This window comes from Xanthobacter sp., assembly GCF_041911315.1.
In the GTDB taxonomy this organism is placed as follows: Bacteria; Pseudomonadota; Alphaproteobacteria; order Rhizobiales; family Xanthobacteraceae; genus Xanthobacter; species Xanthobacter aminoxidans.
On sequence record NZ_JAYRPE010000019.1, the window covers coordinates 1 to 14,476 of the forward strand.

12 protein-coding genes are annotated in these 14,476 nt (G+C 66.7%); 4 read left to right on the forward strand and 8 right to left on the reverse strand.

What is annotated here, in order from left to right:
• Both ccmB and ccmA read right to left on the reverse strand, forming a co-directional pair.
• A partial coding sequence (gene ccmB / locus ACE3QW_RS06865; protein ID WP_374250933.1) for a heme exporter protein CcmB occupies positions 1-654 on the reverse strand: 654 nt, incomplete at its 3' end.
• Positions 651-1,259: a heme ABC exporter ATP-binding protein CcmA gene (gene ccmA, locus ACE3QW_RS06870; RefSeq protein ID WP_374250934.1), complete on the reverse strand. Its 609-nt coding sequence runs from the start codon at positions 1,257-1,259 to the stop codon at positions 651-653. The genes ccmB and ccmA, both read right to left, overlap by 4 nt.
• Before the next feature lie 176 nt (positions 1,260-1,435).
• On the opposite strand from ccmA, the gene acnA reads away from it, so the two are divergent.
• From acnA to ACE3QW_RS06885, 3 genes are all read left to right on the forward strand, one after another.
• Positions 1,436-4,132, forward strand: coding sequence for an aconitate hydratase AcnA (gene acnA, locus ACE3QW_RS06875; RefSeq protein WP_250165714.1), 2,697 nt, complete (start codon positions 1,436-1,438; stop codon positions 4,130-4,132).
• Between the two features lie 192 nt (positions 4,133-4,324).
• Positions 4,325-5,056, forward strand: a complete 732-nt coding sequence (locus tag ACE3QW_RS06880; protein WP_374250935.1) for a DUF1223 domain-containing protein — start codon at positions 4,325-4,327, stop codon at positions 5,054-5,056.
• A 482-nt stretch (positions 5,057-5,538) separates the two neighbouring features.
• Positions 5,539-5,910 carry a DUF2794 domain-containing protein gene (locus ACE3QW_RS06885; protein WP_024278775.1) on the forward strand — a complete coding sequence of 124 codons (372 nt, stop codon included), beginning with the start codon at positions 5,539-5,541 and terminating at the stop codon, positions 5,908-5,910.
• Positions 5,911-5,976: 66 nt separating this feature from the next.
• Here ACE3QW_RS06885 and irrA read toward each other — a convergent pair whose 3' ends face one another.
• Positions 5,977-6,462, reverse strand: coding sequence for an iron response transcriptional regulator IrrA (irrA, locus tag ACE3QW_RS06890; RefSeq protein ID WP_374250967.1), 486 nt, complete (start codon positions 6,460-6,462; stop codon positions 5,977-5,979).
• Positions 6,463-6,798: 336 nt separating this feature from the next.
• Here irrA and ACE3QW_RS06895 point away from each other — a divergent pair, with 336 nt between their 5' ends.
• Entirely contained in the window at positions 6,799-7,287 is a 489-nt protein-coding gene (locus tag ACE3QW_RS06895; protein ID WP_250165711.1) for a disulfide bond formation protein B, read from the forward strand.
• 84 nt (positions 7,288-7,371) lie between these two features.
• Here ACE3QW_RS06895 and ACE3QW_RS06900 read toward each other — a convergent pair whose 3' ends face one another.
• The 5 genes from ACE3QW_RS06900 to ACE3QW_RS06920 all read right to left on the reverse strand — a co-directional run bounded on the left by ACE3QW_RS06900 (position 7,372) and on the right by ACE3QW_RS06920 (position 14,463).
• Positions 7,372-8,571: a glycosyltransferase gene (locus tag ACE3QW_RS06900; RefSeq protein ID WP_374250936.1), complete on the reverse strand. Its 1,200-nt coding sequence runs from the start codon at positions 8,569-8,571 to the stop codon at positions 7,372-7,374.
• Between the two features lie 115 nt (positions 8,572-8,686).
• On the reverse strand, positions 8,687-9,973 hold the full coding sequence (locus ACE3QW_RS06905; protein ID WP_374250937.1) for a lipopolysaccharide biosynthesis protein: 1,287 nt from the start codon (positions 9,971-9,973) through the stop codon (positions 8,687-8,689).
• 73 nt (positions 9,974-10,046) lie between these two features.
• Entirely contained in the window at positions 10,047-11,039 is a 993-nt protein-coding gene (locus ACE3QW_RS06910) for a glycosyltransferase family 9 protein (RefSeq protein WP_374250939.1), read from the reverse strand.
• A 133-nt stretch (positions 11,040-11,172) separates the two neighbouring features.
• Complete coding sequence (gene rfaE1 / locus ACE3QW_RS06915) at positions 11,173-12,636, reverse strand: D-glycero-beta-D-manno-heptose-7-phosphate kinase (protein WP_374250940.1); 1,464 nt, start codon at positions 12,634-12,636, stop codon at positions 11,173-11,175.
• Positions 12,637-12,708: 72 nt separating this feature from the next.
• Positions 12,709-14,463: a hypothetical protein gene (locus ACE3QW_RS06920; protein ID WP_374250941.1), complete on the reverse strand. Its 1,755-nt coding sequence runs from the start codon at positions 14,461-14,463 to the stop codon at positions 12,709-12,711.
• Between the last annotated feature and the right edge of the window lie 13 nt (positions 14,464-14,476).

A 14,476-nucleotide genomic window follows, 5' to 3' on the forward strand; every position in this document is an offset into this window, starting at 1 on the left:
CAGCGCCGCCGCAGCCGCCACCGGCCCCAGCACCAGCGCGAACAGGGCGAGCCCCGCCAGCACGCGGAACGGCGTGCCGAACGGCACCGGCCCCACCACCGCCGCCTGAGTCGCCGAGACGGCGAAGATCAGCACCGGGATGGTGAGGGGAATCACCAGCACCGCGATCAAAAGCCCGCCCCGCCGGAACGCCCCGGCGAAGGCCGCGCCGATGAGGCCGAGGAAGGTCACGGCCGGCGTGCCCACCAGCAGCGTCAGCACCACCGCGCCGATGGCGGCCGGCTCCAGATTCAGCATCAGCGCCAGCACGGGGGCGGCGAGCACCAGCGGCAGGCCGGTGGCGAGCCAATGGGCGAGGCCCTTGGCGGCGGCGGTCAATTCCAGTGGCAGCGCGGAAAGGGTGAGCGCATCGAGGGAGCCATCCTCCGCGTCGGAGGCGAACAGGCGCTCCAGCCCGATCAGGCTCGCCAGCAGCGCGCCGATCCACAGGATCGCCGGGCCGATGCGCGCCAGGAGCACGAGGTCCGGCCCCACCGCGAACGGCACCACCGTCACCACGCTCAGGAAGAACACCACGCCCAGCCCCGCGCCCCCGCCGGCGCCCAGCGACAGCGCCAGATCCCGGCGCACGATGGCAAGGAAGGCGGCGATCATGGGCGGCCTCCCAGCCGGAGTTCGTCCGTCTCGCCGAGGTCGAGCGGCGCGTGGGTGGCGGCGATGAGGAGGCCGCCGGCGGCAAGGTGGGCGCGGCCGAAGGCGGCGAAGCGGGCCTGCGCCTTCACGTCGAGCGCCGTGGTCGGTTCGTCCAGCACCCAGACCGGTCGCTTCGCTACCAGAAGGCGGGCGATGGCGAGGCGGCGCTTCTGGCCGGCGGAGAGCACCTGCGCGCGCAGCCGGCCGAGGCCGCCGAGGCCCACCTCCTCCAGCGCCTCTTCCACCTCCAGCCCGCCGCCGCCCAGCACCGTGCGCCAGAAGGCGAGGTTGGCGGCCACCGTGAGCGCGCCCTTCACCGCATCCTCATGCCCGAGATAATGCAGATGCTCGCCGACACTCTCCCCGCCCCCATCCAGGCGGACCGTCCCCGCGGTGGGGGCCAGCAGACCGGCGAGGATGCGCAGCAGCGAGGACTTGCCGGCCCCGTTCGGCCCGACCACCACGAGCGCCCGCCCGGCCGCCGCCGACACGGCGAGGCCCTCGAACAGAAGGTTGAATCCTCTTCGGCAGGAAAGGTTATTCCCTACCAGCGCCTTGACAGTCATGCGTTGCCGACCCCTGCCTTTTGGTGCATTGCACATTCAACGCTGTTATCGCATGACCGCGCTTTGAAATGGCTCTATAAAGCCCGCAGCCGCGCCGTCCAAGGTGGTGGAGAAAAGACCTCCACCGTCAAAGGAGGTGCTGTTTCGGTCGATCATCGAACCGGAGTTTTCCAGCCGTGACCTCCCTCGACAGCTTCAAGTGCCGCACAACCCTGACGGTAGACGACAAAGAGTACGTCTATTACGATCTCGAGCTGGCGGAGAAGAATGGCCTTCCGGGCATTTCCGCGCTCCCCTTCTCCATGAAGGTGCTGCTCGAGAACCTGCTGCGCTTCGAGGATGGTCGCTCCGTCACGAAGGAAGACGTGATCTCCGTCGCCGACTGGGTGAACAACCGCGGCAAGGCGGAAAAGGAAATCGCCTATCGCCCCGCCCGCGTGCTGATGCAGGACTTCACCGGCGTTCCCGCGGTGGTGGACCTCGCCGCCATGCGTGACGCCATGGTGGCCCTCGGCGGCGATCCCGAGCGCATCAACCCCCTGGTTCCCGTGGATCTGGTCATCGATCACTCAGTGATCGTGAACTTCTTCGGTGACAACAAGGCGTTCGGCAAGAACGTCGAGGAAGAATACAAGCAGAACCAGGAGCGTTACCGCTTCCTGAAGTGGGGCCAGAACGCGTTCGACAACTTCCGCGTCGTCCCGCCCGGCACCGGCATCTGCCATCAGGTGAACCTCGAATACCTCGCCCAGACGGTCTGGACCCGCAAGGAAGAGATCAACGGCAAGAAGGTCGAGGTGGCCTATCCCGATACGCTGGTCGGCACCGACTCGCACACCACCATGGTCAACGGCCTGGGCGTGCTCGGCTGGGGCGTGGGCGGCATCGAGGCCGAGGCGGCCATGCTCGGCCAGCCCATCTCCATGCTCATCCCCGAGGTGATCGGCTTCAAGCTCTCCGGCAAGCTGAAGGAAGGCATCACCGCCACCGACCTTGTGCTCACCGTCACCCAGATGCTCCGCAAGAAGGGCGTGGTGGGCAAGTTCGTCGAGTTCTACGGCCCCGGCCTTGAGCACCTCTCCCTCGCCGACCGCGCCACCATCGCCAACATGGCCCCGGAATACGGCGCCACCTGCGGCTTCTTCCCGGTGGACCGCGAGACCATCGACTATCTCGACGAGACCGGCCGCAAGGACAGCCGCGTTGAGCTGGTGGAGAAGTACTCCAAGGCCCAGGGCATGTGGCGCAAGAAGGACACCCCGGACCCGGTGTTCACCGATACGCTGGAGCTGGACCTCGACACCGTCCTGCCGTCCATGGCCGGCCCCAAGCGCCCGCAGGACCGCGTGCTGCTCTCCGAATCCAAGGCCGGCTTCCAGGCCGCGCTGGAAGGCGAGTTCAAGAAGCCCGGTGAGGCCGCCAAGCGCGTTCCCGTCTCCGGCGCCGACTACACGCTCGGCCATGGCGACGTGGTGATCGCCGCCATCACCTCCTGCACCAACACTTCCAACCCCTCGGTGCTCATCGCCGCCGGCCTCCTCGCCAAGGCGGCCGTGAAGAAGGGCCTGCGCTCCAAGCCGTGGGTGAAGACCTCGCTGGCACCCGGCTCGCAGGTGGTGGAAGGCTATCTCAAGGCCGCCGACCTGCAGGACGACCTCGACAAGCTCGGCTTCAACCTGGTCGGCTTCGGCTGCACCACCTGCATCGGCAATTCCGGCCCGCTTCCGGAAGCCATCTCCGAGGCCATCAACACCAACGACCTCGTGGCCGGCGCCGTGATCTCCGGCAACCGCAACTTCGAAGGCCGCGTGAACCCGGACGTGAAGGCGAACTACCTCGCCTCCCCGCCCCTGGTCGTCGCCTATGCGATCGCCGGCTCGCTGCAGATCGACCTGACCACCGAGCCCCTCGGCACGGACAAGGACGGCAACCCGGTCTATCTCAAGGACATCTGGCCCTCCAACAAGGAAGTGGCCCAGTACATCCGCGAGAACGTCACCAAGAAGATGTTCAAGGAAAAGTATTCCGACGTCTTCAAGGGCGACGAGCACTGGCAGAAGATCGCGGTGCCCACCGGCCAGACCTACGCCTGGCAGGATGCCTCCACCTACGTGCAGAACCCGCCCTATTTCGTCGGGATGCAGAAGGAGCCGGAGCCGGTCAAGGACATCATCGATGCCCGGATCATGGGCCTGTTCCTCGACAGCATCACCACCGACCACATCTCGCCGGCCGGCTCCATCAAGCAGGCGTCCCCGGCGGGCCAGTACCTGATCGACCATCAGGTGCGCCCGGTGGACTTCAACCAGTACGGCACCCGCCGCGGCAACCATGAAGTGATGATGCGCGGCACCTTCGCCAACATCCGCATCAAGAACCAGATGGTGCCGGGCGTGGAAGGCGGCGTGACCATCCACTATCCGGACGGCGCGCAGCTTCCCATCTACGACGCGGCCATGAAGTACCGGGCCGAAGGCGTGCCGCTGGTGGTGTTCGCCGGCAAGGAATACGGCACCGGCTCCTCCCGCGACTGGGCGGCGAAGGGCACCAAGCTGCTCGGCGTGCGCGCCGTGGTGGCCCAGTCCTTCGAGCGCATCCACCGCTCGAACCTGGTCGGCATGGGCATCGTGCCGCTGGTGTTCAAGGACGGCGAGAGCTGGCAGAGCCTCGGCATCAAGGGCGACGAGGTCGTCACCCTCAAGGGCATCGAGGGCGACCTCAAGCCCCGCCAGACGCTCACCGCCGAGATCAAGTTCGCCGATGGCACCGTGAAGAATGTCGAGCTGATCTGCCGTATCGACACGCTGGACGAGCTCGATTACTTCCGCAACGGCGGCATCCTGCCCTACGTGCTGCGCTCGCTGGCGGCCTGAACCTTCGGCCTGATCTTTCGGCGCCCGCCAGGGTGCTGACGGAACCGTGATGAACGCCGGCCCGATGCCTGTCGGGCCGGCGTTTGCGCGTCTGGAGCGGCTCAAAGATACCGCCCCGCACCCCTTTGTGACTGGAGTGCTGTGCCGCCGTCCGCTATTGCGGAGACACATTCCAACAACGCATTGCGCTCCATGATGTTGAACCGCTCCACCCTCACGCTTGTCCTCGCCCTCGCCGCTTCGCCGGCGCTGGCGCAGAGCCAGCCGAAGGTGGTGGTGGAGCTGTTCACGAGCCAGGGCTGCGCCTCCTGCCCGCCCGCCGACGCGCTGCTGAACGATCTCGCCAAGGATCCGCAGGTGCTCGCGCTCACCCTCTCGGTGGATTACTGGGACTATGTGGGCTGGAAGGACACTCTCGCCCTCCACGGCCATTCCCTGCGCCAGAAGGCCTATGCCGAGCAGCGGCCGGACAAGAAGATCTACACCCCCCAGATGGTCATCGATGGCCAGATCGCCGCCAAGGGCAGCGACCGCGCCGCGGTGCAGCGCGCCGTCATGACCGCCCGTGCCTCCGGCGGCCTCTCCCTCCCGGTGGAGGTGAAGCGGGACGGCGATGCGCTGGAGATCACCCTGCCCCAGCCCCTCTCTATCGAGGATGGTGCCGAGCTGTGGGCCTGCCCCGTCGCCCGCACCCAGTCGGTCTCCATCGGCCGGGGCGAGAACGGCGGACGCAACGTCACCTATGCCAATGTGGTGCGCGGCTGGACCCGGGTGGCCCGCTGGCAGGGCGACGCCCGCACCTTCCGGGTGCCGCTGAAGGACATCCATCGCGATGGCATGGATGCGGTGGCGGTGATGGTGCAGACCGGCACCCCGGCCACGCCCGGACAGATCGTCGGCGCGACCCTCTTCCCGCTCGACTGAACCGGCATTCGACCGAACTGCCGTCGAACCGGCCTGAACGGCCCCTTTTACCGCCCTGAACTGCTCCTGACTCGGGTGTCGATTCGACACACGAAACGCGTCGCCGCGCCGGCCAAAAAAAAGGCCATCCGCGGGGGATGGCCTACATCGGGGGTCTGAAGTCGGTGCGTAGCAGTGGCCGGTTCGGATGCACCCCGGGGGGCTGGGGGGCTGGGATAGACCGGAGCGCTTCACGAACCGGCCCTGCTACGCGAAGAAAGATCGCGCCCGGCCGCGGCACGCGATTGGCCGAATTCCGGCGACACTGTGATTCCATTGACGTTGACGTGATGGGTATCCAGATACCTTCCAGCGATCGGGAGCAGCCGGCTACGGATTGCCCTTGAAAGGGTTCGCCGGTGGAGGGATCATGACGCAATGCAAGCATCCGATCCCCGGCAGCCCCGCCGGAAAGTGATGCCAGACAAGGACAAGGAGGCCCGATGGGAGACATCGAACCCATAGTCCTGCAGCGGCGCGGTGCCTCGCCGGTCCAGCCCTCCACGCCCTCCCCCGCTCCCCTCCGCGTCACCTTCGATCGCCGCGAGCTGGACCGGATTCTCGACCTCTACGGCCGCATGGTCGCCCAGGGGGAATGGCGCGACTACGCCATTGATTTCCAACGCGACAAGGCCGTGTTCAGCATCTTTCGCCGCGCCATGGACGTCCCTCTCTACCGCATCGAGAAGGACCCCCGACTCGCCCGCAAGCAGGGCATCTACAGCGTGGTCTCGCAGACCGGCCTCATCCTGAAGCGCGGCCACGAACTGCCCCGCGTGCTGGCGGTGCTGGAAAAGCCGCTGCGCACCATCTGAGCCGGCGTCCGGACGCAAAAAAGGCCGGGACATGCCCGGCCTGACCCTCAGCGATAAAGAAGCGAATCAGACGCGATTCGTGCCCTTGCGGCGCAGGCGGACGACCACGTCCACGCGCGCCACCTCATAACCTTCCGGCGGCTCGGGCAGCAGGTTCACAGCCACGTCAGCGGCCGGGATATCCACGAGGTCGTTCTGGCCCTCGACGAAGAAATGGTGGTGGTCGGAGGCGTTGGTGTCGAAATAGGTCTTCGAGCCATCCACCGCCACCTCGCGCAGCAGGCTCACTTCCGTGAACTGATGCAGCGTGTTGTAGACGGTGGCGAGCGAGACCGGGAAGCGCGCCTTGATGGCTTCCTCGTGCAGGATTTCAGCCGTCACATGCCGGTCGCCCTTGGCGAACAGCAGCCAGCCGAGGGCCAGACGCTGGCGGGTCGGCCGCAAGCCGACTTCCTTCAGCATCTCGCGGACGTCGTGGAAGGGGCAGCCAGTGCGACGCGCCGTATTCACATCCCGAAGCTGTGCAACGGGAAGGATCGGTTCAACCTGCATGTCACCGCCCTGGGAGAAGGAGGTGCTGAAGGTGGTACGGGCGCGGGGCATCTCGGTCATTTCGGCTGCAATCTTCGTAGCTAAAACCAAAATATGCGCCGCCGAGGGAAACGCAATGCGAATGCCTCCGAAGACGACTAGCAAATTTATACCCCATGCTGCACAGCAGCGCCATACGGGAGGGGGTGAGTAAGAATATTTCCAAGGTAGGGGCGCACCATCGAACCTTGCGTCAGGCCCGGTCACATGAGCGTCAATCAACGCACAGCGCATGGACAATGACGCCTCGCCCAAGCTATCGCGGGACCTTGCCGCCGACCGAGAACGGAGCCTGCCTTGTATCCGACCACGAAGGAAACCGCGTCCCTGCTGCTGGTGGCGGGCTCTGTCATGGCCCTCAGCGCTGCCTGGTATTTCCAGCTGGTCGTCGGGCTGGCGCCCTGCCCCCTCTGCCTCGACCAGCGCATCGCCTATTATGCTGCTATCCCCTTGGGACTGATCGCCTTCTTCCTCGCCCGAACCGACCGGTCCGGACCGGCTCGCGTCCTGCTCGCCCTGCTGGGTGTCGCCATGCTGGCGAACGCCGGTCTGGCGATCTACCACGCCGGCATCGAGTGGCAGTTCTGGACCGGCCCCACGGCCTGCACCGGCGCCCCGGTGGCGACGAGCAATGTCCTCTCCGCCCTCAAGGGCGCCCGCGTGCCCCGCTGCGACGAAGCGGCGTGGCGGATGTTCGGGCTGTCCATGGCGGGTTGGAACGCGTTGATCGCGCTGGGGCTGGCGGTGGTCGGGTTTGGCGGCGCGACGACCCGTCGCAAGGCCTGACCGGGCCTCGAAAAGAGCAGTCCCCGTTTCACGAAGGCGGGGAATGCTGTCGGCATTCTGCGGCAGTAGGCCAGCTCGGGAACCTCAGGTGCGGCCGGCGATGGCGTCGAGGCACGCCGCGTTGACATCCTTGGCTGACTGACTGACCTGGAAATGCCGCAGGAATGCCTCCCGCGCGCGGGCGCCCATGAGGGCGCGGGCCTCGGGCGGCATCTCAAGAAATGCGGCAAGGCAACGGGCGGTGCCGGCCAGATCGTCGTCTTCCGCGAGGCCGCCGCCACTGGCGGTGACTTCGCGCCAGATGTTCACCTTGTTGGTGATGAGCACCGGCCTCGAGCAAGCCATCGCCTCGGCGACGACGATGCCGAAATTCTCCTGATGGGAGGGCATCACGAACGCCTCCGCCTGATGGAACGCGCCCCACTTGGCATCGCCCCGCAGCAGGCCTGGCCAGTGGATGCGGTCGCCGATGCCATGGCGCGCGGCCTGGGCCTTGAGCTCGGCGAGATACTCATCCGAAGCCGGCCCCGCCATCACGAGATCCAGGTCGTCACGGTCGCGGCAGACATCCGCGAAGGCGTCGATGAGCAGGTCGCAGCCCTTCTTCGGGTGAACCCGGCTGAGGAACAGGAGATAGGGCTTCTTCAGCTCCGGTGCCGCCGCGCGGAAGGCCTCCGCGTGCTCGGGCTTCAACGGGCCAGGGTCGGACGTGCCATAGGCGATCACGCGCTCGTTCACCCGATAGGGACCGAACGACTCGCGGGCGAGGATCTTCTCCTCCTCGGTGGTGAACAGCACGAAGCCCGCATTGTTCAGGAGCGGGCCCTCGTTGAACAGCCAGAACGCCTGCTTGCCCGCGGCCTTGACCGGGAAATTGTGCTTGAACCACGGGTCGAGCATGCCGTGCGTCTGGGCCAGATAGGGCACGCCCGAGCCGACGAGCGCCAAGCGTGCCGCCATGGTGGAGTAGTTCCACAGCCCGTGGACCGTCACCACGTCATAGTCCCGCACATGGGCCTTCAGCCACGGCAGCAGTGCGGGGCGATAGCCGTACCGGCGCCAGGGCAGGCGTCGCTTCCATTCCGGCACCGAACCAAGGGGCTCGCCGAGGCCGAACACGGTGAGGGGGAAGTTCTGCACCCATGGCGCATCCGGCGGGTCGAGGGACACCACATGCTCCTCGATGCCCGCCGCCGCGTGGAACGGAGCCTGCTGCCGGATGCCCTCGATGGGGCCGCCCTCGCTCGGATTGACTCCCGCGATGATTCTCAGCCGCTTTTTCATGGAGCCCCCGACCCCTCGTGGTTGGAGCCGGCGCCGCGCACGGCGCGGCTGCCGGCAATCCCGATATCCCCATCGCCGCCGCACCCGTGCAAAGGCCGCGTCATGAGGCACGCATTCATCCCCGCGGCCGCAGCAGCAACACGAGCACCGACATGGCGACATGCAACAGCAACAAGGCTGCGGCCACCCCGGTCGCGCCCCACGACACGGCCCAGCTGTAGGCCAGCACCGCGCAAACCATCGTCAAGCCGACAAAGATGTAGGACAGCCGCACATGGCGGTTGATGGCGGCGATGGGCGTGAACAGGCAGCCCCACAGCATTTCTGCCGCCACAGCCCCGTTCATCAGCGCAAAGAAAGGATAGACCACGGCCACATGGCCGTGGGTCCACAGCGCCATGATGAAGGGGCCGAGCGCCCACAGCCCGATGCCGTAGGCGGGAATGCCCACCAAGCCGATGAGCACGTGAATCTTGCGCAGGCGGGCGAAGGCGGATCGGTTGCCCTCGCCGTGCATGCGCGAATACTCCGGCGCGAAGGAAAAGTTGACGAGGTTCGCCGCAGACGTGCCCATGCGCGCCAGCGTGCGCGAGGTGGAAAAGAGCACGGTCTCCTGCGTGGTCGCCAGCGCGCCGAGGAGAACGATAGGTCCCTGGATGGCAATGGCCTGCGCGAGCCCGAGCAGCATGTAGCTGAAGGAGGGATTCGCCATGCGCCGGATCTCGTCCAGGCGTGCGTTCTTCAGGCCAAGCCGGAGTTCCGGCGCGACGATCCTGAGCCATGTCCACACGCCAATGACCATTCCGATCCGCGTGATCAGCACGGCGAGTGCTGCCAGTTCCACACGCGTCGTCACCAGCGCGACCGCCACGGTCGCAACGCCCTCGAGCAGGCGCGCCGTCGCTGCCGCGATGACTTCGGCGGCCGGCCTGCCGCTGGCGCGCACGCCAGAGCCCAACAGCAGCAGGAACTGGTAGCAGACCACACTCCCGACGAGGAACAGGATGGTCTGCTTGGCCTCACTCTCGCTCAGCGGCCCGAGGGCGAAAGTCGTCGTGAGCGAGACCGATTCCACGCCCAGAATGCAGGCGCCGAGAATGACGGCCGTCGCCACCAGCAGAAGGGCGAACACGCTGTGGTACACGCGCAGCACGCCGGTTCGGTCCGCTTTCGCCGCGTGGATCACCATCTGGTTCTTGGCAACCGAGGTGAAACCGAGGTCGGTCAGCGTCAGGTAGCTTGGCACCGCGTAAAGCACGAGCCAACCGCCGTAACGCTCGGAACCCCATGCAGCGAGCAGGAACGGCACCTGCACCAGCTGCACGCCGAGTATCACAATCTGGTTGTAGATCTGGGCGGAGAAGGTCAGCCCGACCCGCCGGAACGACAGAATACGACTCATGCCTGAAAGAGCCTCCCACAGCCGCTCGGCACCGGGAAAGACGCTGGGGACCGGAAGTGCGAAGTCTGGTGCATCAGCCAATTTGCTCCGCCACCGCCGCAACCACCTGATCGACGGTGATCGCCCTCACCCCCCGCATGTCATGGATCGTGCGGTTCCGGCCCACATAGGGATGCCACTTGCGCGGCCGGTTGAAATCACCGAACAGCCCGATACAGGGCACGCCGGCCGCGGAGGCAAGGTGCAGCGGCCCTGAATCGTGCCCGATGAAAAGCTGCGCGGTCTGCATCGCCGCCGCCGATTCACGGGGAGCGAGAGCGCCGCAGGCGTCGATCAGCGGCCCGCGCCAGACGTCGCGTATCGCGTCCACGCGCGCCGAGTCCTCGGCGGCCCCCACCACCAGCAAGCCATGTCCTGGATGCTTCTGGCTGATCTCGCCGAGCAGGCTGCGCCAATTGTCGACGCCCCAGTCCTTCTGCGCCGCCTTGCCGCCCATATTGATCGCGATGGATGGCACGCCTGCGATGGGCGCCACGATCCCGCGGCCCGCGGCGAGCTCGCCGTGCGTCAGCGCCAGATCCCAATTGGCGGGATCATGCAGATCCACCGGACCGAGCGCTGCGAGCGCGCGGCCGACGCGCTCGCATTCCGGCTCCTCCTCACCGGTCTGCGGGGAGATGCGGCAGGTGTCTAGGTCGCGAGTGTAGGGAACCCCGATGATGCTGCGGAAGCCACACAGCTTGAAGAACAGCAGGTCTCGGTAGACGTTCACGACCCCGCGTGAAGGCATCATGTAGATCATTGTATCCGCGCCGAGTGCCATCAGCCGGCGGCGCAGGTCCCACAAGGCGGCCGGGCTGCGCGTGCCCACCGGATAGGACAGCGCGCCATGCACGATTTCGGTCCCCAGAACCGACAGCAGCGGGGCCGCCTTGGATGAGACCGGCACATTGGTCAGCACGATGCGCTCGTGGTCGGGATAGAGTTCGGCGACACGCCGGAAGAAGGGTAAGGCGATGATGGTGTCGCCGAGACTTCCGAGCCGGTAGATGATCAGGCGCTTCATCGAAGACGTGACCCTGTCGAGAATTGAGGCGGCCACTTGAGCCGGGCGGCTAGCGAGATGCCGATGTCGCGGGCGGAAGGGGGAAGGCGCCGGCCCGCGCGGCGAACCGGCGGGCCGAGCGGGAACGAGCCGTTCAGGCGCTGACGCCCTCGGTCATGCGGCTGATGACCTTGGTGGTGCTGCGCCCGGGAACGAGCTCGAAGCGCAGCACCCGGCCTCCTCGCGCGAGCACGCTGTCGGCGCCGACAATCTCGGAGACCTGATAGTCTGCCCCCTTCACGAGAACATCCGGCTGGAGTTCCTCGATGATCTCCTTGGGCGTGTCCTCGTCGAACACCACCACCAGGTCGACGGCTCCGAGGGCCGCAATCACCTGCGCCCGATCCATTTCGCCGTTGACCGGGCGGCTCGGCCCCTTGAGCCGCTTCACCGAAGCGTCCGAATTCACCGCGACCACGAGGCGGTCGCAATGGGCCCGGGAGAATTCGATGATGCCCACATGCCCCACATGGACGATGTCGAAGCAGCCATTGGTGAAGCCAACGGCAAGCCCGTGGCGCTGCCAGGCCGCGACCTGCGCCGCCGCCTCCGCGCGCGAGACGACCTTGGCTGAGGACGGGTTCCCGTCCGTGTAGCTCTGCCGGTCCAGCTCGGCGAGGAGTTCATCGCGCGAGACGGTGGCAGTGCCGCGCTTGCCCACCACCACGCCGGCAGCAGCATTCGCGATATAGGCCGCTTCCTGCAGGTCCCCACCGGCACCGACCACCAGCGAGAGGGCCGCGATGACTGTATCGCCGGCACCCACCACGTCGGCCACCTCGCGGGCGGCGGTGGGGATGTGGACTGGCTCGGTGGTGCGCTGCACCAGCGTCATGCCCTTTTCCGAGCGGGTCACGAGGACCGCCCCGATCGTGGTGCCGGCCAGCACCTTGCGGGCCGCCGCCACGGCCGACGCATCGTCGTCCCCCTGGATGCCGGTCGCAAGGTAAGTCTCGTGCAGATTGGGCGTGACCAGGGTCGCCCCGTCATAGCGCGCCAGGTCCGAACTCTTGGGATCGACAATGACGGGGGCCCCGCGCCGTGTCGCCAACTCGACCACCCGCCGGATCACGTCCGTCGTTAGGACGCCCTTCGCGTAGTCCGAGAGCACCACCACATCGTGCTCCGGCAGCGCCGCTGCGATCCGGGCGACGATCGCCTCCTCCACGTCCGGCGCGACGGGCGAATTGTCCTCGCTATCCGAGCGCAGCATGTGCTGGCCCTGGGCGACGAAGCGGATCTTCTCGGTGGTGGGACGTTGCGGCACCTCCACGAAGGTCGACGCGACACCCGGCGTCTCATCGAGGATGCGCTTGAGTTCCGCGCCGCAGGAATCGGCCCCGATGACGCCGACCAGCGTGCACCGGCCCCCCAGGGAGGCGATGTTACGCGCCACGTTTGCCGAGCCGCCGGCGATGGTGGTGCTGCCTGTCACCGACAGCACCGGCACCGGGCTTTCCGGCGAAATGCGGCGCGCGGCCCCCATGACGAAGCGATCAAGCATGACGTCGCCGAGACACAGCACACGCACGCCCGCGAATTGATCAATAACGGACATCTCGCCTCCTCACGGCGATTAGAACCATTTCAGAAGATGCAATCCCGATCTGCATTCGGCGGTCGGGACGGATCATCTCGATACCGGAACGGCAGGCGAGACCAGCCGCAAATCCCCCCAGCTCAGCGATTTGGAAGCCACCCGCGCGTCGTGCGCCTCGCCGACCGTAACGGCCGGCGGATTGGCGACCTCGGCGACCGGCACGACGGACACCCCCGCAGAAAACAGCGTATCCTTAAGCTCTTCGGGCTTGATCCGCCCCGCGAGCGGCACCGGCACTTCGGCGAGGGCGATATCTCCCTCGGTTCGGGCGGTCCACTGGCCGGTGACATCGCGCCCGTCATAGCGACAAGGTCCGGTGGAGACCACGGCCTTCCAACCGCCGGCGCTCAGCTCGATCTTGTCGTCGGCGATCCGCCGCGCCTGGGCCCCTGCCCCCTGCACGGTAAAGCGGAACCGCAGCTCGGAGCCCTCGTATCCGTCCTTCGACCGGAACATGTTGGGAAATCGATCGCCAGCGTCGACGAGCGGATAGGCCGCCACGAGCACCCGGCCTTCGCTCTGGGCCGCGCGCATGCCGAAGGAGGCGAAATCGAACTTGTCCTTCATGACCCGGGCGCGGAAGACGACCGGCTTGGCGCTGCCCTTCCAATATCCGATCACCGGGTGGGCCTGCGCCCAGCACATGGCGATGGATGCGCTGCCGAGGCAGGCTTCCGGCGCCAGCCATGTGGTGCCCCAGATCTCGTCGCCATTGTCGGCGAAGCGACGGTAGCGCTCTCGCACGGTGCGGGGGAGCGGCGCCGCATCGGTGAAATAGACCTTCAAATCCTCCGGGCAGGGGATCGAGTATTTGGGGGGGCGCTGCAATGCGCGCAACCGCGCGGGGACATCGCGCCCGATCCGTTCCTCCACCATGGGCCAGCCCTCGGTGGCGAGAAGGTCCATATAGGCCCGGCTGTGCGGCCCGGCCCACTGCTGGGTCGGTGGATGGAAATGGAAGGCGACGGTTTCCCACGTTTCGCGCCAAAGGGCCGACGCGTCGCGATGGATCCGCTCGTCAGAAAGGTAGTAGACGATCGCCTCCAGCTCCGTCAGCGCAAGGACCGTGTAGACCGGGCTGTTGTATTCAGTCAGGCCGCCCTGCTGCCGCGTATAGGCACTGAAGCGCTGCATCTGCGTGACGGCATAGCTGGTCAGTTCCGGCATATTCAGCAGGTGCCCTGCCATACCGGTCACCCGGATCGCCATCACCGCGACGTTGGTATAGTCGAGGCCAACGTTCCGCCGCATGATGGACGCACAGGCGTTGAGCAGGACGAAATTCGCCTTGGAGCGAGCTTCGGGGGTGAGCAGCCCGCCGTGGTCCCACAGCAGCTCGCACAGCCGCGCTCCGATGAAATTGGCCCAGTTGAGGTCCGGCGGCCGCATTTCCGAGAGCGGTTCCTCGACATACCAGGGCCACGTGCCGAACGTCAGGCTGAAGGGATTGGTATCCTGCTCGTCGGCGAGCCGCATCACGATCCGGTTGATCCGCTCCGCCGCGCGCGGATGCCCGTAGTCCGCGAGCGCGACGGCGTAGGTCGCGCTTTCGCGGGTCGGATGGACCATCATCGCGCTGGTCGTGCGGGTGGCGTAGCCCGGTCCCCCGCCCTTGGTGATCAGCAGCCCCGCGGTCTCATCCCAGCGGAAGCGCGGTCCCCATTGATCGATGCCGCCCCATTCCGCCATTTCATCCGACGCCACGGCTGGGCTCGGACGGAGGCCGAGATGGACCCCCCCGGCACCCAACAGAGCCAAGGCAGTGCGCCGGTTCATCAGCGACATCTGAGCGTTCCTC